The organism is Citrifermentans bemidjiense Bem, assembly GCF_000020725.1.
Lineage (GTDB): Bacteria > Desulfobacterota > Desulfuromonadia > Geobacterales > Geobacteraceae > Geomonas > Geomonas bemidjiensis.
The window spans coordinates 1,391,518-1,414,058 of sequence record NC_011146.1 but is presented as its reverse complement, the minus strand read 5'-3'; the positions used below and the strand labels follow the sequence as shown (position 1 = coordinate 1,414,058).

21 protein-coding genes and 4 tRNA genes are annotated in these 22,541 nt (G+C 58.8%); 6 read left to right on the top strand and 19 right to left on the bottom strand.

Annotated elements, in window-relative coordinates; genetic code table 11:
- Positions 1-35 precede the first annotated feature (35 nt).
- From GBEM_RS06130 to GBEM_RS06105, 6 genes are all read right to left on the bottom strand, one after another.
- On the bottom strand, positions 36-1,172 hold the full coding sequence (locus GBEM_RS06130; RefSeq protein WP_012528777.1) for an IS481-like element ISGebe1 family transposase: 1,137 nt from the start codon (positions 1,170-1,172) through the stop codon (positions 36-38).
- Positions 1,173-1,379: 207 nt separating this feature from the next.
- Entirely contained in the window at positions 1,380-2,516 is a 1,137-nt protein-coding gene (locus tag GBEM_RS06125) for an IS481-like element ISGebe1 family transposase (protein WP_012528777.1), read from the bottom strand.
- Positions 2,517-2,675: 159 nt separating this feature from the next.
- Positions 2,676-3,368 (bottom strand): general secretion pathway protein GspB, encoded by a 693-nt coding sequence (locus tag GBEM_RS06120; protein ID WP_012529650.1) that lies wholly within the window; start codon positions 3,366-3,368, stop codon positions 2,676-2,678.
- Positions 3,369-4,979, bottom strand: a complete 1,611-nt coding sequence (locus GBEM_RS06115; RefSeq protein WP_012529649.1) for an AAA family ATPase — start codon at positions 4,977-4,979, stop codon at positions 3,369-3,371.
- A gap of 131 nt (positions 4,980-5,110) precedes the next feature.
- Entirely contained in the window at positions 5,111-5,728 is a 618-nt protein-coding gene (locus tag GBEM_RS06110) for a CAP domain-containing protein (RefSeq protein WP_012529648.1), read from the bottom strand.
- Positions 5,725-6,003 (bottom strand): hypothetical protein, encoded by a 279-nt coding sequence (locus tag GBEM_RS06105; protein WP_012529647.1) that lies wholly within the window; start codon positions 6,001-6,003, stop codon positions 5,725-5,727. The genes GBEM_RS06110 and GBEM_RS06105 overlap by 4 nt, the downstream gene beginning before the upstream one ends.
- A 263-nt stretch (positions 6,004-6,266) precedes the next feature.
- Between GBEM_RS06105 and GBEM_RS06100 the strand changes: the two genes are divergently transcribed.
- On the top strand, positions 6,267-6,761 hold the full coding sequence (locus GBEM_RS06100; RefSeq protein ID WP_012529646.1) for a hypothetical protein: 495 nt from the start codon (positions 6,267-6,269) through the stop codon (positions 6,759-6,761).
- A 139-nt stretch (positions 6,762-6,900) separates the two neighbouring features.
- On the opposite strand, the gene GBEM_RS06095 is transcribed toward GBEM_RS06100, so the two are convergent.
- From GBEM_RS06095 to GBEM_RS06085, 3 genes are all read right to left on the bottom strand, one after another.
- The gene (locus tag GBEM_RS06095) at positions 6,901-8,220 is read right to left on the bottom strand and encodes an NfeD family protein (RefSeq protein ID WP_012529645.1); all 1,320 of its coding nucleotides are present in this window, start codon (positions 8,218-8,220) and stop codon (positions 6,901-6,903) included.
- 66 nt (positions 8,221-8,286) lie between these two features.
- Complete coding sequence (locus GBEM_RS06090; protein ID WP_012529644.1) at positions 8,287-9,543, bottom strand: GAF and HD-GYP domain-containing protein; 1,257 nt, start codon at positions 9,541-9,543, stop codon at positions 8,287-8,289.
- A 106-nt stretch (positions 9,544-9,649) separates the two neighbouring features.
- Positions 9,650-10,015, bottom strand: coding sequence for a c-type cytochrome (locus tag GBEM_RS06085; protein WP_012529643.1), 366 nt, complete (start codon positions 10,013-10,015; stop codon positions 9,650-9,652).
- 238 nt (positions 10,016-10,253) lie between these two features.
- On the opposite strand from GBEM_RS06085, the gene GBEM_RS06080 reads away from it, so the two are divergent.
- The 3 genes from GBEM_RS06080 to GBEM_RS06070 all read left to right on the top strand — a co-directional run bounded on the left by GBEM_RS06080 (position 10,254) and on the right by GBEM_RS06070 (position 12,847).
- A complete protein-coding gene (locus GBEM_RS06080; protein ID WP_012529641.1) occupies positions 10,254-11,462 on the top strand; it encodes a hypothetical protein in 1,209 nt (402 codons plus the stop codon).
- 257 nt (positions 11,463-11,719) lie between these two features.
- Positions 11,720-12,163, top strand: coding sequence for a MarR family winged helix-turn-helix transcriptional regulator (locus GBEM_RS06075; RefSeq protein ID WP_012529640.1), 444 nt, complete (start codon positions 11,720-11,722; stop codon positions 12,161-12,163).
- A 90-nt stretch (positions 12,164-12,253) separates the two neighbouring features.
- Positions 12,254-12,847, top strand: coding sequence for a YceI family protein (locus tag GBEM_RS06070; RefSeq protein WP_012529639.1), 594 nt, complete (start codon positions 12,254-12,256; stop codon positions 12,845-12,847).
- Between the two features lie 160 nt (positions 12,848-13,007).
- Here the strand turns inward: GBEM_RS06070 and GBEM_RS06065 are convergent, their stop codons facing one another.
- From GBEM_RS06065 to GBEM_RS06025, 9 genes are all read right to left on the bottom strand, one after another.
- Positions 13,008-13,370, bottom strand: a complete 363-nt coding sequence (locus GBEM_RS06065; protein ID WP_012529638.1) for a hypothetical protein — start codon at positions 13,368-13,370, stop codon at positions 13,008-13,010.
- Between the two features lie 241 nt (positions 13,371-13,611).
- Positions 13,612-13,696 (bottom strand) — tRNA-Leu (locus GBEM_RS06060).
- Positions 13,697-13,743: 47 nt separating this feature from the next.
- Positions 13,744-13,819: transfer RNA gene (locus GBEM_RS06055), tRNA-His, on the bottom strand.
- Positions 13,820-13,831: 12 nt separating this feature from the next.
- Positions 13,832-13,908: transfer RNA gene (locus GBEM_RS06050), tRNA-Arg, on the bottom strand.
- A gap of 18 nt (positions 13,909-13,926) precedes the next feature.
- Positions 13,927-14,004 (bottom strand) — tRNA-Pro (locus GBEM_RS06045).
- Positions 14,005-14,245: 241 nt separating this feature from the next.
- Positions 14,246-14,851, bottom strand: a complete 606-nt coding sequence (locus GBEM_RS06040) for an XTP/dITP diphosphatase (protein WP_012529637.1) — start codon at positions 14,849-14,851, stop codon at positions 14,246-14,248.
- Positions 14,848-15,564, bottom strand: a complete 717-nt coding sequence (gene rph / locus GBEM_RS06035) for a ribonuclease PH (RefSeq protein ID WP_041263057.1) — start codon at positions 15,562-15,564, stop codon at positions 14,848-14,850. The genes GBEM_RS06040 and rph overlap by 4 nt, the downstream gene beginning before the upstream one ends.
- Positions 15,565-15,595: 31 nt before the next feature.
- On the bottom strand, positions 15,596-16,756 hold the full coding sequence (locus GBEM_RS06030) for a right-handed parallel beta-helix repeat-containing protein (RefSeq protein WP_012529635.1): 1,161 nt from the start codon (positions 16,754-16,756) through the stop codon (positions 15,596-15,598).
- The gene (locus GBEM_RS06025; protein WP_012529634.1) at positions 16,753-17,823 is read right to left on the bottom strand and encodes a sensor domain-containing diguanylate cyclase; all 1,071 of its coding nucleotides are present in this window, start codon (positions 17,821-17,823) and stop codon (positions 16,753-16,755) included. Before GBEM_RS06025 ends, GBEM_RS06030 begins: the two co-directional genes overlap by 4 nt.
- A gap of 236 nt (positions 17,824-18,059) precedes the next feature.
- Between GBEM_RS06025 and GBEM_RS06020 the strand changes: the two genes are divergently transcribed.
- On the top strand, positions 18,060-20,294 hold the full coding sequence (locus tag GBEM_RS06020) for a vitamin B12-dependent ribonucleotide reductase (RefSeq protein ID WP_012529633.1): 2,235 nt from the start codon (positions 18,060-18,062) through the stop codon (positions 20,292-20,294).
- A gap of 362 nt (positions 20,295-20,656) precedes the next feature.
- Positions 20,657-21,439, top strand: coding sequence for a 4,5-DOPA-extradiol-dioxygenase (ygiD, locus tag GBEM_RS06015; RefSeq protein WP_012529632.1), 783 nt, complete (start codon positions 20,657-20,659; stop codon positions 21,437-21,439).
- 204 nt (positions 21,440-21,643) lie between these two features.
- On the opposite strand, the gene GBEM_RS06010 is transcribed toward ygiD, so the two are convergent.
- A complete protein-coding gene (locus GBEM_RS06010; RefSeq protein WP_012529631.1) occupies positions 21,644-22,282 on the bottom strand; it encodes an NADPH-dependent F420 reductase in 639 nt (212 codons plus the stop codon).
- Between the last annotated feature and the right edge of the window lie 259 nt (positions 22,283-22,541).

Here is a 22,541-nt window from a genome sequence, read left to right as displayed (position 1 = left end):
CGGGGTCAAGGTTTACAGTTGTTCGGGGACATGGTTTACACTTTTTGTTCTTTGAGATCGACTTCTGCGATTTTCTGGCTGCAGAAATAAACGCCATATTCGCCATCGCGTATGGTTGGCCGAAATGCCACCGGCTGCCCCCTGAGCGCCTTCGCGAGGCGCACACATCGGCCTTTGAATGACACCTTACCCTCGGCCTGGACCTTTCGGATCTCGTCGTCTGGGGCGTACTGAATCTCGGGCAGTATTTCTGAGTAAGTCCGCCGGCTAGGCTTATAACGCGTCATCGGAGTTTCCATACCTAGTGATTCGTGTGGGCGCTCCAAGTTGTAGCAATGCCTGAAGGTGTCGAATCTAAGCTGGCAGTCAGCTAGGTCTTCGAAGACTCTTCCAGCGATTGCTTCTGCAACCAGAGTTCTGTGAAACCGCTCGTCCTTACCCTGTGTTTGAGGATGATAGGGGCGAGAGTGGCTGACCCGTATCTCGTTTCTGATAAGCCAGACCGTTAATGGCGTAAGGTCGTTGTATTGATCGTTACCCCATGGGCTGCCATTGTCCATGGTCATTCGATATGGCAATCCATATTGCCTGAATGCCTCAATCAAAGCAGCTTTAACCGTTTCTGTTCGCTCATTGGCACAGGCTACAAGCACCACACTAAACCGGGAATGGTCATCCAGAACAGTCAACGGATGACAGCGACCATGATGCTTCATCGGAATACTGCCCTTGAAATCCATCTGCCATAGGTCGTTTGGGTATGGGTGCTCGAACCGTTGGAAAGCAGTATGTTTATCTGACTCAGCTGGATCAATGCAGCCGTTGCGGCGCAAGATTGCTGTTATGGTCGAAGGTACAGGCACCCCCTGATGCCCAAGTTTTTCAAGACGCTTACGTAGCTTACGTGCTCCCCAAGCCTGATGTTCTTCGCGAAGCTTGAGAATAGCATCTTCGGTCGCAGTGACCGTCTTATGTGGACAGGTCAGTGGCTTGCGAGATAAGTCAATTAGGCCTTCGACGCCGGTTTCAAGGAACCTGCTAATCCATTTGTAGCCGGTCGGACGGCTGATGTTAAAGCGTTTGCAAAGGAAGGCTATGTTGCTGCCTTCCTGCAACGCCAAATGAACGAACTCGAATCTCAGGGTCATAGTATCCACCGGTCGCCAAGGCATGGTCTCCCTCCTCCGAGGAAAGGTCATTCTTGGCAAAAGTGTTAACTATGTCCCCGAACATTTGTAAACCATGTCCCCAGTCTATACACTGGAGGGGGACGGGGGGGGAATCTGCAAGGGACGGAAATGATTGCACCTTTCCCCACCCCCTACCCCCTCCCGCTGTATGGACCGGGGTCAAGGTTTACAGTTGTTCGGGGACATGGTTTACACTTTTTGTTCTTTGAGATCGACTTCTGCGATTTTCTGGCTGCAGAAATAAACGCCATATTCGCCATCGCGTATGGTTGGCCGAAATGCCACCGGCTGCCCCCTGAGCGCCTTCGCGAGGCGCACACATCGGCCTTTGAATGACACCTTACCCTCGGCCTGGACCTTTCGGATCTCGTCGTCTGGGGCGTACTGAATCTCGGGCAGTATTTCTGAGTAAGTCCGCCGGCTAGGCTTATAACGCGTCATCGGAGTTTCCATACCTAGTGATTCGTGTGGGCGCTCCAAGTTGTAGCAATGCCTGAAGGTGTCGAATCTAAGCTGGCAGTCAGCTAGGTCTTCGAAGACTCTTCCAGCGATTGCTTCTGCAACCAGAGTTCTGTGAAACCGCTCGTCCTTACCCTGTGTTTGAGGATGATAGGGGCGAGAGTGGCTGACCCGTATCTCGTTTCTGATAAGCCAGACCGTTAATGGCGTAAGGTCGTTGTATTGATCGTTACCCCATGGGCTGCCATTGTCCATGGTCATTCGATATGGCAATCCATATTGCCTGAATGCCTCAATCAAAGCAGCTTTAACCGTTTCTGTTCGCTCATTGGCACAGGCTACAAGCACCACACTAAACCGGGAATGGTCATCCAGAACAGTCAACGGATGACAGCGACCATGATGCTTCATCGGAATACTGCCCTTGAAATCCATCTGCCATAGGTCGTTTGGGTATGGGTGCTCGAACCGTTGGAAAGCAGTATGTTTATCTGACTCAGCTGGATCAATGCAGCCGTTGCGGCGCAAGATTGCTGTTATGGTCGAAGGTACAGGCACCCCCTGATGCCCAAGTTTTTCAAGACGCTTACGTAGCTTACGTGCTCCCCAAGCCTGATGTTCTTCGCGAAGCTTGAGAATAGCATCTTCGGTCGCAGTGACCGTCTTATGTGGACAGGTCAGTGGCTTGCGAGATAAGTCAATTAGGCCTTCGACGCCGGTTTCAAGGAACCTGCTAATCCATTTGTAGCCGGTCGGACGGCTGATGTTAAAGCGTTTGCAAAGGAAGGCTATGTTGCTGCCTTCCTGCAACGCCAAATGAACGAACTCGAATCTCAGGGTCATAGTATCCACCGGTCGCCAAGGCATGGTCTCCCTCCTCCGAGGAAAGGTCATTCTTGGCAAAAGTGTTAACTATGTCCCCGAACATTTGTAAACCATGTCCCCAGTCTATACATCCCGCAAGGGGAGGGGGACCAAGAGCGGCCTTCCTCGTATTTTCCGATTTCCCTTTTTTAAGCAGCGGTATTAATGCCCCGAGGAGAAAGGAAGCTCGAAGGTCTGGCCGCCGCGCGACAGCCTTACCTTGGTCTCCTTGATCTCGACTACCCGGGCGCCGGCGATTTCGGCCCCCTCCCCCACCAGGACGCCGTTTAACACCGCGCGGCGCATGCGCCTTTCGTCCTGGTAAGCGATCCCCGAGATGACGATGTCCGGCGCACCCGACTGTACCGCGGCGGTTTCCCGCGGGGATCCACCCGCCCCCTCTGCCGCGGCGGGGCGATATGAAGAGGCCCGTGACGGCTTCGATCTGGCCGGCATGGTTGCGGCCTCCCCCTGCACAGAGGGGGGGAGAGCCGGGACCGCGGCGGCCGGCTGCGGTGCCGGCACGGCTATGGGAGCGGCCGGCGCAACGGCGGGTGCAGCAGGCAAAGGGGCGGCGGGAAGAACGGCTGCGACCGGCTGTGGAGCCGGAGCGACCGCTGCTGCGACCGGTTCCTCCTTTGACGTCTCGTTCCGGTTCCCCTTTAGGAACACCCCCGCGCCGATGCCGAGGCAAAGAAGCGCCGCGCCGACGAGCAGGACGGGATAGCGGGCCGGTTCCTTGGGCTGGCTGGTCTGGTGGTAGCGGAGCACCTCCGGGCGCAGGTCGTTCGCGGCGCCGCGCCGGCTCCTGCGCTCCTGTTCCATTTTTCTTAAGGCATCGAGGATCAGACTCATCTAGATTCGCCCCTGGTTGTGGGTCAAGGTTTGCAGCCCCGGCGGGAAAAAACCTCCGGCGCGCCGATACAGCATCATCAGGGTCTGCCCCCCCAGCTTCCCGTCCGCGGTCAACTGCTCCCGGCGCTGGAATTCGGCGACAGCCGCCTGGGTCTTGTCGCTGAGTTCTCCGTTAACGGCGCCGTCGTAGCAGCCGACTTGTTTCAAGAGCCCCTGCAGCAGTTTCACCCCGGCCGCCTTCTCACTAGCTTTGCCGCGCGAGGAGATGCCATGGAAATCCTTCCAGAGCAAGGTGGCGCCGCCGCTCCAGATCTGCGCGAGCTCCGCTTTGGTGAGCCTATCTTTTCCCGCCACGGCCGGCGCCACGCCGACCTCGTCACGGTCGACCTTCAAGAGGGCTATGAGCCTCTCGCCTCCCCCCGGAACGGCTACATGGAGCAGCGCCGGGGCGTCCAGGCGCGCCAGCGTGTCGAGGTTCCCGGTCACTTTCGTCGCCGTCATCCCGCGCTGGCGGGCAAGCCCGCGCAGCGTCGCCGGCTGCCCCGTGGTGGCAACAGCCGCCGGGGCCTGCCACGCCGCCAGCACCGCGTTGACAGAGGCGAGCAGGTTCTGCTGTTCGGAGGAGGCAGCAAGCCCTGCGAGCGCCGCTTCGCGCGACAGTGCGGGAGGGGGGTGCAAGGCGGCAGGTTTCTGGCGTAGCAGCGACCCGGAGAATATCGAGAAGGCGGCAATCGCCAGGATGCAGAGCGCCACCCCGGCAGACAGGGCCTTCATCGGTACGGCACGCCGCCTGCGGGGCAGCGACCTGCGCAGATCGGCTATGGCAAGAGCCGCCATTTCGGTTGAAACCTCCTTGCACTCCTTGGTGTAGGCGAGCAGCAGGGCACGGTCGCAGACCCCGTTGATGAGGCGCGGCAAACCGCCGGAGAAGCTGAAGATCTTCTTGAATGCGCCCTGCGAGAAGGTAAGCGGTTCCCGCCCGTCGGCGGCGAACCGGATCCGGTGCCGGACATAGGCGCAGGTATCGTCGAAAGACATGGGCTTCAGGTGGTAGCGCACCGTGATGCGCTGGTCCAGCTGCCTCAGTTCCTCCCGCGACAGGAGCGCGTTCAATTCCGGCTGCCCCACCAGCACGATCTGGATCAGTTTGTCGCTGTCCGTCTCCAGGTTGGAGATGAGCCGGACCTGCTCCAGCACCTCTACCGAGAGGTTCTGCGCCTCGTCGATCACCAGCACCACGGTGCGGCCGGCGCGGTTCTCCTCCAGCAGATAGGCGTTCAGGGTGGTGTGCAGCTCGCGCATGTCGTGGCTCACGCAGTCGAGCCCGAACTCCGAGTTGACCTCCTGCAAAAGCCCCAGTGGCGAAAGCGTCGGGTTGAAGATGAGCGCGGTGCGGTGGGTCTCCGGGTCGAGCTGGTTCAACAGCGTGCGCACGATGGTCGTCTTGCCGGTACCCACCTCGCCCGAAAGCTCGATGAAACCGGCCCGGCTCTCGATGGCGAAGAGCAGGTGCGCGAACGCCTCCTGGTGCGGAGAACTTAGGAACAGGAACGAGGGGTTGGGGGTAAGCGCGAAAGGCGCCTCTTTGAAGCCGAAAGATTCCCAGTACATATATCCCCATAGGCCCCGGCGAGGGGGGGAAAAGGATTCGGGTGGAAAAACGAGCCATTAGTCTATAGGTATTTGGGACGGGAGTGTCAAGCAATTACTGCTTGGAAATGAAGGGGCATTCATCCCAAGAGCTACTTGTTCTTGTATCCGACGGCGAAGTCCATGACGCACATGTTCCGGTACAAAGGATGCGATCCGCAGGCGGCGCCCGCCGTGCCGAAGGAACGCTCGAAGATGTTCTTTCTGTGTCCGCGGCCGGATACGCCGTCGTCTATGATCAGCTCCATCACCATCCGGCGCGCCGTATCGGGACCGTAGCCGATGTTCTCGGCGATGCTCCCCTGCCAGGTGCCGAAGCGCTCGATGCGCTGTTTCAGGTCGCCGCTTGCGCCGTCATGCCCCGTTGTGCCGGAGGCCGCCTGTTCCCGGACCAGTTCACCGGCCGCCTTAGCCAGCCCGGGAGACCAGGAAAGCGCGGACACGGGACGCTGCCTGGACAGAAAGGCTATCGCCTCTTCGACGGCGGCCACCCCTTCGTTGGTCATTACCAGGTTCATCGAACCCGGGAGCCGGTACCCCTTCCCGATGAAGTTCCCCCTCATCTCCTTGAGGTAGCCGGCATAGCGGGCGGGGTCGGTGCGGGCGACGTTGGTCTCGGCCAGGAACTCGCGAGCCATCTCCCCGCGCGAGGCCTGCGCGGCCGTCGCCGACAACAGCAACAAGATCCAGATCCTCAGCAGAGTTTTCATGATTTTTTCCCCTCAAGCATAGCCAGCCTCGTTTCGAACACCTTCATGGCGTCGGCCAGCGTCGCCTCGATATCGTCCCCGTACACGGTGAAGTAGAGGTAGTTTCCCGAGTAGTGGTGCCAGTTGAGATCCTCCACCAGGAGCGGCTCCAGGTAGCGCTCCATCTTCTCGTAGGGATAAAACGGGTCGCCGTTGGGCCAGGTCCGCCGAAGCTTTTGCGCCTGTCCCTCGGTCAGGGGAATCCGGTAACGCACCGAAACCACTTCAGCGTTCATCTGAACCTACCTCCTTGTGGGTGCCGGGAAAAACCCGGGGGAAGCATATAGGGAGAACCGCGCGTTGACAACGTCGCAATGTACGGGAATCGCGCCGAAGGAGCGAAAACAGCAATAAGGTAAAGCGGCGCGGGCCGCGCGTCTGCACAGGCGGGACTGAACGAGAGATGAGCGAAAGATAATTAAGGGAGCAGACTTGCTTTTTCACGCAGGTCGGCTTTATTTTTATCATGTCAATCCACCAACAACTTATAGGTGAGCATATGCGCCTTTCACTTTATTTAGAACACGGTGAGCAGTTTTCACGGGCAGCCCTGAAACTGCCGGTTCGCACTCCCATAGACATAGAGTCGAGCCTTCTCAATTGCTTCCTCGAGGTGCTGCCGGTAGCTTCGTCGCACTACGTGGGGCCGGACCACCTTCCAGGGATCGAGTTTCCTCATCCAGAAATACGGGTGGTCTTTCAGCTGAAAGAGCATCCGCAGGTTGCAGCGATCTATTCCATCGATGTCTTTGTCACCGATGCGACGCTGAGTCTGGTGAGCCATGCCCAAGGTCACACCCACGTCGATATCAACCGCAGGTCCGCGCACATCGAGCGGCTGATCTCGAATAAACAAAACGGGCTATTGGAGTTGATCGGCTGCAGTCACACCCTGCTGATCGACAGGCTGTCCCAGGCCTTCCTGGATCTGCGCGGCGCGTACCTCAACGCGCTCAACGAAGAGGGGTGCCTCCCGGTCCCGCACCACCATTAAAAAGAAGGCCCCGGGGACGACTTTAAGCCCTCCGGGGCCAGTCTCGGCTTTAGTTTCGGTTTTACACAAAGTCTGTTTTTCTCCGATTTTCTCCGTGGCTAAAGATTTGGTTGTTTTGTTTTCTCCAGATTCGCTTTTCTCAGATCTCCTCAGACGTTCTCCTTGTTAATGGTTTGCGGTTTATGGTTTCGACTTTAAGATGCAGTCCCTTTACCTCCACCACCCGCACCTTCTCCCCTTTGAGTATCCGCTCGCCGCTCACCGCGTTCCAGTACTCGCCCCGCACCAGCACCCTTCCCTCCTGGTCGATGTCGCTGTCCGCCACACCCTCCTCCCCGAGCATCCCCTCCACCCCGGTGATCGGCTTTTCCCGGTGTGCCTGCACCACCTTGGCGACCACCACGATGAAGAACCCTGCGGTTAAGAGCACCGTGGCGATGATGACGCTCCAGGAAAGGCGCAGGTACGGCTCCGGCGACGGAAAGAGCATGAGCGAGCCGAGCACCATGGAGACGATCCCCCCCACCCCGAGCATCCCGTAGGAAACCACCTTGACCTCCGCGATGAATAGGACGATGGCGAGCAGTATCAGGGCGATCCCCGCGTAGTTCACCGGCAGGGTCTGCAAGGCGAAGAACGAGAGGAGCAAAGAGATCCCGCCGATCACCCCGGGCAGGATCACCCCCGGGTTTGAGAGCTCGAAAAAGAGCCCCAGCATACCCAGGAGCATCAGCATGTACGCGACATCCGGGTTGCTGATGGCGTCTAGGATCTTGTCGCGGGTCCCCATCTCGTAGCTGGTCACCTTGGCTCTGGAGAGATGCAACACCACTTCCTTCCCCCCGCGGAGCACCTTGCGCCCTTCCAGCTTGGCCAGAAGCTCCTGCCGGTCGGCGGCGATCAGGTCGATCACCCTTTGCTGCAGCGCAGCCTCCGAGGTGAGCGAGATGCTGTCGCGCACCATACGCCTGGCGAGTTCCACGTTGCGGCCGCGCTTTTTGGCGATGCCGTCAACGTACGCCTCCGCGTCGTTGACGATCTTCGACTCCATCACCTTGTCCGGCTTTTCGCCCCCAAGCCCCACCGGATGCGCGGCGCCGATGTTGGTCCCCGGGGCCATGGCCAGGACGTCCGCCGACAGCCCTATCACCGCCCCTGCCGAAGCGGCGCGAGCCCCGGACGGCGTGACGTAGACCGCGACCGGGACGGGGCTTGCGAAGATGGCCTGCACCGCGTCGCGCATCGCCGTATCCAGCCCCCCTGGCGTGTCCAGCTCGACCATGAGGAGCCGGTCCCCGCGCTTTCCCGCCGCCTCCAGGCTCTGCTTCAGATAGCTTGAGGTGACCGGGTTGATCGGGCCGCGCACCGAGATGACCGCCACCTGCGGTTGCTCCCCGAAAAGCCGCATCGGCAGCACTAGCCCCAGAACCAGCAACGCCAGCAATAAGAGTCTCTTCACGGAACCTCCTAACCTACCCTTCCTCCCCCTCGGAAACTGCGTCGGCTCACCCGTACCCGGGAGCGATCAGGGCGCCGCCAAGGGAGATGCGTGCTGGTCCGGGTAAAGCTTGGCGATCTGGAGGAAGGAATCCAGGCAGCATTCCAACAGCACCTCGACCAGTTCCGGGTCAAACTGCTTGCCCGCCTCTTCCTTTATGGTGTCGAGGACCTTGTCGCAGTCCCAGGCGTCCTTGTAGCACCTGCTGCTGGTGAGCGCGTCGAAGACGTCGGCTATGGCGACGATCCTGCCGAAGAGCGGGATCTCCTCCCCCCGCTTGCCGCGCGCTCCCCCCTGTTCCGTCTCGAACCCGGGCAAGGGTTGGCGGGTGCGCGGATCGATGTGCCCGGGGTACCCCTTGCCGTCCCATCTCTCATGGTGGTTTATGATCACCACCGCCGCCGACTCGTCGAAGTCGGAATAGATGTCGCTGAAAAGATCGGCGCCGTAGACGGTGTGCTGCTTCATGATGGCGAACTCTTCCGGCTTGAAGCGTCCGGGTTTCTTCAGGATGGTGTCCGAGATGGCGACCTTCCCCACGTCGTGCAGCATGGCCGCCATGCGCAGCACGTCGCGGTTCTTGTCGATCTCCTGCTGCGACAGCCCGTTTCTCGCAGCCCACGCCTCATAGAGCGCAACGGCGTAGGAGGCCACCCGGTTCACGTGCGGGCCGGTCTCCTTCGGGTCGCGCATCTCGGCCATCCGGTTCATCCTCAGGATGATCTCCCGGGTCATCTTGGCGCGCTCCACCGCATTGGCCGCGGCATTGGAGAAGTAGGTGATGATATCGTCGTTATTGTCGGTGAAAGGAACTACGCTCCCGCAGGCGTCCATGGCGTTGATCAGCTGCAGCACGCCTATCACATCGCCCCGGTGGTTCTTGAGAGGGACGGTGAGCATGGAGCGGGTACGGTAGCCGATCTCGTCGTAGCGGCTGTTGAAAGAAAAGGGGTAGACCGGATCGATGCAGGAGACGTCCGGGATATTGAGGATGGAGCCGTTCAGGGAGACATAGCCGGCTATCGAACTGCTGCTGATGGGAACGGTGAAGGTCGCATAGGGGAGTTTGCGCCCCACCGGCAACCGGCGCTGCATGGTGTCGTTCTGGGCGTAACTGAACTTGAGCAGGTCACCTTCCTTCACATAGATGGAACCTGCGTCGCAATTGGTGAAGCGGCGCGCCTCTGTCAGTATCTTCTCCAGAAGCAGGTCGATATCTTTGATCTGCGATATCTCCAGACCGAGATGCAGTGCCTTGATCAGCTTGCTGTCTGGTCCATTCATAGTCTCAGCCCCTCTTCAAAGAGTAAAACCGGCTTAAAGCTCGCGGTATTGTTCCACTAAAGAGGGGTTTTTGCAACATCTAAGGCAGTAAATGCAGCGTTGCCGCCTACTGTTCCTGCTTAAGGTTCTCCCGGGGCGGGGGGGGCGAATTCCTTAGGAGCGCCACGTACTCCACGATCTCGTCAAGCTGCTCTCCCGTTATCAGTTCCTTCGTGAAGGCGGGCATCGCACCGGCTCCCGCTCGGACCTGCGCCTTGATCATGAATCCCGGCAACGGCTTGTTGTTGAGGGCAAACCCGAGCCCCTTCTCCCCTCCGGGATGGCACTTGTTGCAATTGGCCATGAAGGCGCGCTCCCCCCGGGCCACCCTGGCGTTGTCGATCTTCAGCGGCTCCGAAATAGGTTCCCCGCGCTTGGCGGAGCACCCGGCGCAAAGCGCCAGCGAAAGAGCGGCTACCATTACAATGCGCATTTTTACCCCCCTATTTTTGTTCTTCCCGCGTGGTGCGCCACAAGACGCCAGTATTTTTCGGAACCCAGCAACAGCAGGTACCCAATTCTAATTAGCCTAAGCATGGGTTATTCCTTATTGGAAATTTTTAATCGCGCAAGTATAAAAAGGGGAACCTGTCCTGTCAAGCGAATCGATACGTTTGACGGCCCTAGCCCTCTTTGTATAATTGGCAAATTCTAACCAAAGGAGGTTCAACGTGAGCTTTAATCCTTTCAAGGAACGCGGCATCGCCGCAGACAAGCAGCTGAGGAACTGGCAGGAGCTGAACGTCAAGCCCTACGACAAGAACGAGGTGCATCCCTACACCAAGGCCCGCATTATCCTCATGAACGGCGTGGAGGTCGAGGGGGCCATCTTCTCGCACCAGTTCGCCCGCAACTGCAACGCCCCGGAACTAAAGAAGCAGTTAGCCCTCACCCGCAGGGTCGAACAGCAGCAGCAAAAAACCATCAACTGGCTTTCCCCGGGAGACGAGTCGCCGCTTGAAACCACCATCGGCTATGAGCAGGTGGCGGTCGATCTTACCGCCTTTCTCGCCGCAAACGTCCCCGATCAGTACGTGAAGCAGGTCTTCGATTTCGGGCTTCTGGAGGACTTCGACCACCTGTACCGCTATGCCAACCTCCTGGAGATGACGCAGGGGGTGAAAGCGGAGAAGCTGGTCGGGAAGCTGACCGAGATCACACCGGGGCGCCCCACCGTCAAGGAGCACCGCCACCCCTTCGACGACGTCAGGAAGCCGATGAACCGGATGGCCGCCGACCCGCTCACCAAGCTCTACACTCTCACCCTTTTGGCCGGCGAGCAGCAGACCATGAACTTTTACATGAACATCGGCAACACGCTGCAGGACCAGGTCGGGCGGGGGTTATACCAGGAGATCGCCATGATCGAGGAGCAGCACGTCACCCAGTACGAGTCGCTGCTCGACCCGCAGACCCCGTGGATCGAGAACGCGCTCCTGCACGAGTACAACGAGTGCTGGCTCTACTGGTCCTTTCTGCAGGAAGAAACCGACCGCCACGTGAAACCGATCTGGGAACTGCACCTGGGCATGGAGCTCACTCACCTCCAGAACCTGGGCAAGATCGCCGGCAAGATGGGGGTAAACTTAGATCAGGTGCTGCCGCAGACCTTCCCCGCGCCGTTGCAGTTCAAGTCCCAGGTGAACTACGTCAGGGAGATCCTGGCCACCCAGATCGACTACAACGCTTTCGAAACCGAGATCGGCCCGCCGGACCAACTCCCGGAAAACCGGCGCTACGTCGAGTGCCAGGACCTGCTCAACGTAAAGGGTGCCCCGAGCGAAGAGGTGATCAAGATGAACCAGCGCAAGAATGGGCAGGATTACCGCCTGGAGCTGGCGGGGCAGCACCCCGTCAAGGAGCTGCGTCAGAAGAAATAGCGGATACCGCCCCTACCCTACCCTTTCGGAACGCATGAGCTACTCCCGTCGATAGGAAGCTCCCGCCGGGTGTGCATCGAAGAAGAAATCCGACCGCCTCCGTACCAACGGAGGCGGCTTTTTGTCTGTTTTCCTAGTCAGTACGGCCACTTATATTTTTTTACCAGAGGGTGAAAAAAATAGTTTGACATTTAATCGATTCGGAACTAGTTTAATATCAATCGATAGCACATCGAATGTATAGCAGGAGAAACACCATGGAAGAGAAAAAAAATTCATATCGTGCGCTCAATACCTACACCAAGCTGATGCGGGCTTCCGAGTCGGTAACCAGCAGGGTGGGTCGGAAGATGTCCGAGGCGAGGCTGACCATCAGCCAGTTCGGAGTCCTGGAGGCGCTGCTCCACAAGGGGGCCATGTGCCAGCGCGACGTGGCCGCGAAGATCCTCAAGAGCACCGGGAACATCACGCTGGTCATCGACAACCTTGAAAAGCAGGAGCTGGTCAGGCGGGAGCGCAGCCTGGAAGACCGGCGTTATTACACCGTCGTCCTCACCGACAAGGGACGGGCGCTGATAGAGGTCGTTTTCGCCGAGGTCGAGGCTGCCATCGTGTCGGAGATGAGCGTCCTCACGGAACAGGAACAGGAAACGCTGGGAGAGTTGTGCAAGAAACTTGGAATAAGGGAGGGACAGGGATAACAGAGAGCGCCTTTTTTTTGAGAAAACAGCTTAACGTTAAAGCGTATAACTTAAAACCATCCAACAATAACCTGTAAAAAGGAGTACACCATGAAAAAGATCATCGCATCCATCGCAGCCATAGCAGCACTGGCCCTTCCCGTTGTCGCCTCTGCCTCTACCTGGAATATCGACCCCGACCACTCCAACGTCGGTTTCAAGGTGCGCCACCTGATGGTCTCCAACGTCAAGGGGAGCTTTGAGAAGCACCGCGGCGTTCTGGAGCTGAACGACAAGGACATAACCAAGTCCAAGGTTTCCGTCACCATCGACACCGCATCGGTCAACACCAATGTCGCCAAGCGCGATGAGCACCTGAGGAGCGCCGACTTCTTCGACGCCGCCAAGTACCCGACCATGACCTTCACCTCGAAAAAGGTGGCCAAGGCCGGCAAAGGCAAACTCAAAGTGACCGGCGACCTGACGCTGCACGGCGTGACCAAGGAAGTGGTGCTGAACGTGGAAGGGCCGGCCAAGGAGAGCAAGGACCCCTGGGGCAACCTGAGAAGCGGCGTGGTCGCCAGCACCAAGATCAACCGCAAGGATTTCGGTCTGGTCTACAACGCGGCTCTTGAGACCGGCGGCGTCGCAGTAGGCGAAGACGTCGACATCAACCTTGAAATCGAGATGATCAAAGCGAAGTAACTTGCTGACCGGCCGTAAATAAAAAAGGAATCCCCGTCACTGAAGCAGATGGGGATTCCTTTTTTTGTGTTCGCTGTCGCCGTCCTGGAAGCTTTTCTGGAGCCTCGCCACCTTCATGACAAAACATGCATGCTCCTCCCGAGGGTGCGCAGGGAGCTTTTCACCAGTGGCCGATCAAGCGCACCTGGCGGCCCGAAGCGGAAATCCAGAATTGACCGTTCAGAAGCTCACCGGCAACGGAACCGGTACCGGCCCCGAGAGCATCGGCCAAAAGATCGGCCCAGCTGAAGTGGTAGCCTGAAAACTCGTCCACGCACTCGATGATGAAACCCGGCACCAGAGCAACGCCCGAGGACACCGCCATTCTCTCGCCCGGCCCCATTTGTGTCGCGGTGTGATAGGCGACGCTGTCGGCAACAAGGCCCAAGGCAGAACTCCCAGCGAAATGCGATACCTTGTCGGGCTCAATTGCCAAGGAAGGCTTGGCAACAAGTATAAGCATGAGCAAGAATACCGTTCTCATCGTGACCTCCCTGAATAGTTGTGACTCACCGCACAACGTTAATGATACCGGAATTTTCATGAATGACACGGGGGCGAGCAGCCGTTCCCTATCGCTCCGTTGGGAAAAGAGCCCCCACTTGCGCCCCCTGCGGCGCCAGTTGGACAACCCGTACAAAGGGATTCGAGGTTGCAAAACGATGCACGAGCTTTCACGGAAAAAAAGGGTTACCCGAAATCGGATAACCCTTTGAAATAATTGATGGTGCGAGAGAGGGGACTTGAACCCCTATTCCGTGAGGAGCCAGATCCTAAGTCTGGTGCGTCTGCCAATTCCGCCACTCTCGCGAAGATAAAACAGCAAACCCCGCTAATAAACGGGGTCTGTGGTTATTTGGGGTGGATAGTGGGGATCGAACCCACGTATGAACGAGTCACAGTCGTTTGTGTTAACCGCTTCACCATATCCACCATATTCAATTTTGGTACGCCTGAGAGGGTTCGAACCTCTGACCTACGGCTTAGAAGGCCGTTGCTCTATCCAACTGAGCTACAGGCGCAGAGAAGGACTGCTTGAGTGGTCGGGGTGAGAGGATTCGAACCTCCGGCCCCCTGCTCCCAAGGCAGGTGCGCTAGCCAGGCTGCGCTACACCCCGATTCAAGAACCACGTTTATAGCACAGCATTTATGGCTGTGCAAGCAGATTTTTCCAGTAAACAGCAAAACGGATTGGCTCGAACAATTCAAAACAAAAAAGCGCTTGCACAGTGATGAAACGATAAAAGGGATGACTGCTAAGAACAAAGCTTATGCCTAATCCCCTGCATCCCCTGCATCCCCTTTATCCCTGTTAGAGAGTCTTTTTTGCTGTCTTGCTTTTCTTTGCGTCTTTGCGTCTTAGCGTGAGACGTCTTCCCGTTTTTGCAGCGCCTCTTTGAGCATCTGCATGGCGCGGCCGCGGTGGCTGATGGTGTTTTTGATCTCCATCGGAAGTTCGGAGAAGGTCTGCCCGTGCTCGGGAACCAGAAAGAGCGGATCGTAGCCGAAGCCCCCCTCCCCGCGCGGCGCATCCAGTATCTCCCCCTTTAGCATGCCGTCGAAGGTCTGGCAGCTTCCGTCTGGGAGGCAAAGGGCGATGACGCAGTGGAAGGCGCCGGTGCGCTCTTCGCGCGGCACTCCGGCCATTTCCTGCAAGAGGCGCGCGTTGTTGGCGGCGTCCCCGGCCCCCTCTCCGGCAAAGCGCGCCGAGTAGACGCCGGGGCGCCCTCCAAGGTGGTCGACGCAGAGCCCGGAGTCGTCGGACAGAACCGGTTTACCGGTGAAGAGCGCGGCGGAGCGGGCCTTTTTCAGGGCGTTCGCCTCGAAGCTGTCGCCGTCCTCCTCCACCTCCGGAAGCCCCGGGAAGTCGGCAGGGGAGAGGATGGTCTCCACCACCCCCTCCAAAAGCTTCTCGAATTCGCGCAGCTTCCCCTTGTTCCCCGACGCTACCAGGAGCTCTTTCATGCCTGCAAAGCCTCCTGCTGGATCTCGAAGAGGCGGGAGAGGCCGAGCATCGCGTGCCTGCGCATGGCGTCCATCTGGTCGAGGGTGAAAGGCTCCGCCTCGGCAGTCCCCTGCACCTCGACAAAGCGCATGGACGAGGTCATCACGAAGTTCATGTCGACTTCGGCGGTGGAGTCCTCGGGGTAGTCGAGGTCGAGGAAGGGAACGCCGTCGACGATCCCCACGCTTACGGCGGCGACCGCCTCCCTGAGGGGGCTCTTCTCGAGTTCGCCGGCGTTGACCAGGTTCTGCAGCGCGTCCGCCAAGGCCACGTAGGCGCCGGTGATGGAGGCGGTGCGGGTGCCGCCGTCGGCCTGGATCACGTCGCAGTCGATCACGATGGAGCGCTCGCCCAGAAGCTCCAGGTCGACCACCGCGCGCAGCGACCTGCCGATCAGCCTCTGGATCTCGTGGGTGCGGCCGGAGAGTTTCCCCTTGGCAGATTCGCGCTGGTTCCTGGTGTGCGTGGCGCGCGGCAGCATGCAGTACTCCGCCGTGACCCAGCCGCTCCCCTTCCCTTTCAGAAACGAAGGTACCCTCGCCTCGACCGTTGCGTTGCAGATGACTTTGGTGTCCCCAAACTCGACCAGGACAGAGCCCTCGGCGTGCTTCAGGTAATTGCGGGTGATCTTAACTTCTCTCAAGGCGTTGGCCGCGCGGCCTTCTCTGCGTATCATGTATCTCCATCCTCTCTGGGTAAAAAGTTTAGGGTTTTTCTTTGGAACCTGCTTCAGGCGGTGCTGTCAGCCGCGGGGTGAATATGACCTTCCCCGCTCCACCGTTGTCATAAATCTTTGGCCCGGCCGCCCCCCACCAGTTGCCCGGCGCCCGGAACTCCTCCTTGCCGGCGTTGTAAACGTCGTAGCCGTTGTCGTGGATGGCGTTGTCCCAGGCGACGGAAGAGCCGTCGAAGACCAACAGGCCGCTGTTGCCGTTGCCGGTCATCTGGTTCGCCGTGACCCTTATCCGGGATGCGGTGAGCGAAATGCCGTAGTCGCTGTTGCGCGCTACCTGAACACCGGTGACCGCCCCTTCGCTCTCGTACAGGGTGATACCTCTGGCGTTGTCCGACACAGCCCCCCCTTGCAACCTGACCCGGCAGCTGTCGCACGAGAAAGCGGAGCCGTTCATGGAAAGGCTTCCCTCCTGCATATAAATGGAACTGCGCTGGGCGACGAGCCCTTTGCGGTTTCCAATCAGGTTCAGGTTGCGTAGGGTCGCCTCGCTCTCGGAGAAGTTGAGGCCGGTATCGCAGTCGCTGGCCCCGCCCCCCTCCATCACAACCAGGGCGTCCTGAAACCTCATCCCGGTCTTGCTCCGCTCGGCCCGCACGCTCTTCAGCGTCAGGTTGGAGAAAATAGCTTCGAGCCCGGTCTGCGCGGCGTCGATGCGGCAGTTCTCAAGGACGTTTCTCTTCTCGCTCCCCAGGAGCATCACCCCCTGCCAGTCCCCTGCGGCGGGCACGGCAAAGCTTGAGGTGAAGACGATGGGGGATTCCTTGGTTCCGGCAGCCGCCAACCGCCCCTGCACCACGAGCACCGCGCCGGAAGGCTCCTTCCCCCTGAAGCGCAGTACCGTCCCAGGCTCGATGGTCAGCGTCGCCTGAGGCGCAATGGTTACCGCCCCTTCCACCAGCACCACCCCTTTCCAGACGGTGTCCTCGGTGAGCACGCGGTCGCCGTAGCGAAAAGAGGGGATGAACTCCGCTTCAGTCCTTGGTTGCGCCGCTTCTGTCTTTGGTTGCGCCGCCTCGGCCGCGCCCGGCGCAGCGGCAGGTGTGGGCGTCGCGGCCAAAACGGGCGCGCCAAAGTAAAGGGCCCCCACTAGCAGGAGGCCCGGCAGACAATGTATGCGGTATCGGTTCATGGCGCGGGGATCTGTAGGCTTTCCTGGTGATAGACCTTGTTCTTGCCGCAGCGCTTGGCAAGGTAAAGGAGCGAATCGACGATGTTGAAGAGTTCGTCCATCTTGTCGGCATTGTCCGGATAGCTCGCCACGCCGATGCTGACGGTCACGCCGCGGCCTGACCCGTCCACGGGCCGGCTCGCAGTCCCGGCCTGCACGCTTTCGCGCAGACGCTCGGCGGCGAGGATAGCCTTGTCAAGCGTGGTCTCGGGGAGCAGCACGATGAATTCTTCCCCGCCGTAGCGGAAGGCGACGTCCACGCCGCGGATGGTCTCCAGGATGATCTCGCCCATGAGGGCCAGCAACCTGTCGCCGGTTGCGTGGCCGTAGCTGTCGTTGTAGGACTTGAAGTCGTCCACGTCCATCATGATGATGGAGAAGGGCTTGTGGTAGCGCTTGGCACGCCCCATCTCCTGCCTGAAGTATTGCTTGAAGTAGCGGTGGTTGTGCAGCCCGGTGAGCGAGTCGGTGATCGCCAGTAGCTTGGTCCGCTTGTGCAGCGTCGCGTTGTGTATCGCCATGGCGGCGAAGGAGGCGAGGATCGAGAGCATGTTCATCTTCTCCCGGTCGAACTCCCTGGGCTTAAAATCGTCAAGGTAGAGTATCCCGACGATGCGCGACTGGAAGATGAGCGGCACGCAGACCAGAGAGCGGATACCCTCGTTGAGCGCTATCGGGTTCTTGAAGAACGGAGTCTTCTCCGTGTCCTCGATCAAGAAGATCTCCCCCGCAGAGAGCACTTGTTCGGTAAGCCCGCCCGGGGCCACCTCCCAACGCTCCTTCTTGACGAAGTCCGCCGTCAGCCCCGAGTGGGCATGCAGGCTCAGCTCCCGCTTGGCGTCGTAATAAAGGGCGACGCTTCCGGCGGGGGTCTCGGCAAATCCCATGGCACTGTTGAGGATAGCCTGCAGCACCGTATCCAGATCGAGCGTCGAGACGACCGCCTTGGCGACCTCTATCAGGTCCTTCAGCGCCTTAACCTGCGATTCGAGCAATTCTTTTTGGGTACCGCAACTACACTCGGACATGTCAGCTCCGTCGAGAAATTTAGAAGCGGATATTAATAGCACAGCGCCGGCCATGTTGTAAATGGCATAGGGAGTTATCCGCCCCGATGCCAGAGATTTTTCCGTCCGCCGCCTTTTAATGTTTTAGCTCTTGACTTCGTCATACATCTTGTGGTTTATTCCTGGCCGGCCACTAAATGTGGTGTCGGCGCAACCAGCATGGTGACATGATATTTATCCAAGGAGAACGAAACGTTATGAAGAAAACAGTCGAGAAGGGAGTAATACCGGGCCTGACCAAGAATGCATTGACCGTACTAGAGAAGCGCTACCTGAAGAGAGACCAGACCGGCAAGACCCTTGAGACTGCCTCAGACATGTTCCGCCGCGTGGCGACCGCCATCGCGCAGGCCGACGCCGTTTTCGACAAGAAAGCGGACATCGGCGCACTCTCCGACAAGTTCTACAACATGATGACCAACTTCGAGTTCCTCCCCAACTCCCCGACCCTGATGAACGCCGGACGCGAGCTGGGTCAGCTCTCCGCCTGCTTCGTGCTTCCGGTGGGCGACAGCATGGAGGAAATCTTCGAATCGGTCAAGTACACCGCCCTCATCCACAAATCCGGCGGCGGCACCGGCTTCTCCTTTTCCCGCCTGCGCCCGGCCAACGACGTGGTCATGTCCACCACCGGCATCTCCAGCGGCCCCCTCTCCTTCATGAGGGTTTTCGACGTCGCCACCGAGACCATCAAGCAGGGGGGCACCCGTCGCGGCGCGAACATGGCGATACTGCGCGTCGACCATCCGGACATCATGGACTTCATCATGTGCAAGGCGGATCAGCGCCAGCTGAACAACTTCAACATCTCCGTCGGCATCACCGAGGCGTTCATGAAGGCCGTCGACGCGGACGAGGAGTACACCCTTTACAACCCGCGCGACAAACAGCCGGCCGGGAAGCAGAACGCCCGCAAGGTATTCAACCGCATCGTCAAGCAGGCCTGGGAAAACGGCGAGCCTGGGATCATCTTCCTGGACCGCCTGAACAAGGACAACCCGACCCCGCACATAGGCGAGATCGAATCCACCAACCCCTGCGGCGAGCAGCCGCTGCTCCCCTACGAGTCCTGCAACCTGGGCTCCATCAACCTGGGCAAGATGGTCATCCACGGCAAGGTCGACTGGGACAAGCTGAAAGAGGTAGTGCGCACCTCCGTCCACTTCCTTGACAACGTCATCGAGGTGAACAACTACCCGCTGCAGCAGATCGACGAGATGACCCGCTCCAACCGTAAGATCGGCCTGGGGGTCATGGGATGGGCGGACATGCTGATCATGCTCGGCATCCCCTACGGCTCCGAGGAGTCGGTGGAACTGGGCGAGAAGGTGATGCAGTTCATCAACGACGAAGGGCACGCGGCGTCCCGCCAGCTTGCCAAGACCCGCGGCGCCTTCCCCAACTTCAAGGGCTCCGTCTACGACAAGCTCGGCGCAGAGCCGATCCGGAACGCGACCGTCACCACCATCGCTCCGACCGGCACCATTTCCATCATCGCCAACGCCTCCTCCGGCGTCGAGCCGCTCTTCGCGGTCTCTTACGTGCGCCAGGTCATGGACAAGAACATCCTGGTCGAAGTGAACCCGCTTTTCGAGAAGATCGCCAAGACCGACGGTTTCTATACCGACGAACTGATGCAGCGGATCGCCGAGCACGGCACCGTTCAGGACATAAGCGCCATCCCCGAGGCCGTCCGCGAGGTATTCGTCACCGCGCACGACATCACCCCGGAAGAGCACATCACCATGCAGGCTGCCTTCCAGCGCCACACCGACAACGCCGTCTCCAAGACCGTGAACTTCCCGTGCGAAGCCACCATCGAGGACGTCGAGAAGGTCTACCGCCTGGCCTACGAGAGCAACTGCAAGGGGGTCACCATCTACCGTGACGGTTCCCGCGACGAGCAGGTTCTCTCCGTCGGCAAGAAAGAAGAAGTAAAGGCCGCAGCACCGGTGCATGTCGAAGACAAGCGCACCGGCAAACGCGAGCGTCCCAAGGCGCTGAAGGGTTGGACCTACCAGATGCAGACCGGCTGCGGCCCGCTCTACATCACCATCAACGAAGACAACACCGGCCTCTTCGAAGTCTTCACCACCATGGGCAAAGCCGGCGGTTGCGCCGCCTCCCAGTGCGAGGCCATCGGCCGCATGGTGTCTCTTGCCTGGAGAAGCGGCATTCAGGGGCGTCAGGTAGTGAAGCAGCTTCTCGGCATCTCCTGCCACGCGCCGAGCGGATTCGGCGACAACAAAGTACTGTCCTGCGCCGATGCGGTCGCCAAGGCGATCCAGTCGCACCTCTCCCTGACCGGTGCAGCCGACGTCATCGAAGCCCCCGCCTTCGACAGAGGCGCCTGCCCCGAGTGCGGCGGCGTAGTAGAGCACGAAGGCGGCTGCGCCGTCTGCCGCGTCTGCGGCTACTCCGAGTGCGCGTAAAGACGAAGTAGTACAACTACAAGGGGATCCCGCAGATAGCGGGATCCCCTTTTTTGTTACTGACTGCTAAAGCTATCTCTTCGATGCTGCGGGAACGGTATTTATTATCAACGCACTACACCCATAATTGCAGCCATTGACGATCTATCAAAAATTACAAAAAGAATCTAAGAGCTGACTATAGACACTGCTGATCCAAGTCGTTATTGGTTTATTTACTTACAGTCCTCTTCCCGCTGAAGGACGCACCCTAGACCACCAGTACCCCATGATTTATCTACCATTCTTGTATGCAGTTGATTCTGTTCTATACTGGATCCCACGAATTTGAAGCTCTGTGAAAACGATGGAGGTAGACCAACATGCCGGAACTGATGCCTGCAATCTTCTTCGGACACGGCAATCCGATGAACGCAATATCAACCAACAGCTACACCGAAAGCTGGCGGCGTATCGGAGCGCAAATAGCGAAGCCGAAAGCCATAATTGCGATCTCGGCACACTGGTATGTGCCCGAAACCAGCGTAACGATCAGCAGCATGCCTAAGACCATCCACGACTTCGGTGGCTTCCCGCCTGAGTTGTACCGGGTGCAGTATCCCGCGCCTGGGGACCCTCAGCTTGCCCGTCGCGTCCAGCAACTGCTCGCGCCCTTGCCTGTCAACCTTGACGACACCTGGGGACTCGACCACGGAACCTGGTCGGTGCTCGTTCATGTCTATCCGAAAGCCGATATTCCTGTCGTGCAATTGAGCATCAATGAAACCGAGCCCGCTTCCTTCCACTACGAACTCGGCAAAAAACTCGCGCCGCTGCGGGACGAGGGCATCCTCATCGTCGGCAGCGGAAACCTCGTCCACAATCTGCACACCTACGCCTGGGGCCGACACATGCCTGACCCTTATGTTTGGGCGGTGAATTTCGAGCTGGAGGCAAGACAGATGATGCTTGCGGGCGATTTCGAGCCGCTCGTCCGCTATGAAAAGCTCGGCCCGGAGGCAAAGCTATCCATTCCGACGCCGGACCACTACCTGCCGCTGCTTTACGTGCTCGCGACCCGGCAACAGGGCGAAAGCATCACCTTCCCGGTCGAAGGCATCGACGGCGGATCTATCTCAATGCTGTCAGTTTGTGTAGGTGGATAAGCCAGCCTGCCCCCCCTGCCCCTAAATCAACCGTCCTCCACCGTCAAATGTTCCCGGGCGAAAAAACGCACCCGTCGCCGTCCCCAGAAATAATTTGTCGGCTCCGGAAATACAAAAGTTGCTCCGAGAAATATAAAAGTGGACTTGGTCAGGTTAGTGATTCGGGCAACTCGTCTGCGCCCCCTAACCTGACCGAAGCCTCCCCTACTCTATTCTCAGTTTCTGTCTGATCTCCCGTGCAGAGGCGCTGGACGCATATACGGGGGTCCCAACGTCAAAAAGCTTGGAACTGTGTAAACCTCCGACGACGACTGGCTCCAGGCCCGCTCTCTGAGCCAATTCAACTGCGGCATCGAGCGCTTCCTGATCGTCACTTGCTATCGGGATGCCGATCGTCTCCCCATTTTTATTCACGGTCTTCTTCAGATCCTCGAAGTACACCGAATTGAAGGCCCGCACGATTCTCGCTCCAGGGAGAAGACGCGCCACGACACTCCCCATGCCACCGGGATCTTGCCTTGCCTCAACCGCCATTGCCCCGTCCCTCTCGGGATATGGGTTCGACGTGTCTATGACGATCTTTCCTTTCAGCGCCAGCCTCGTTTCGTCATCCAATTCCCGATATGCCTTCAGCGGCACGGAAAGGATGACCACGTCTCCAAATGCGATTGCTTCGCCCACCTTCCCGGCTCGCGCTGTCGGCCCGGCAGCTTCTACCATATCCTGCAGATTCTCCGGATGCCTCGAACTGAAGAAAACTTCGCACCCAGCCTTGGCAAGCAAAATACCCAGGTTGCCGCCAATGTTTCCAGATCCGACGATACCTACTTTTTGAATTCTCATTTCCGCTCCTCCTCATGTTGACCACGCCTTGTCCGCTAAACGGTCGCCCCCGGTTGCTCGCAATGGGGCGACGCGGCATCACGTAGCCTTACCCAACATTTTAGTACAGCTACAAAATAGTTGCCCCAATTTATTAGGCCGCTCCTATAAATCTATAGTGGAGGAGTTCAGGACGTTGAGATATTGTCTGCCGGCTGCGGAGGGTGCAATTACCGGGGAGAGAGGATGTTACAAATCGCAGCATCTGACAGAAAAACGG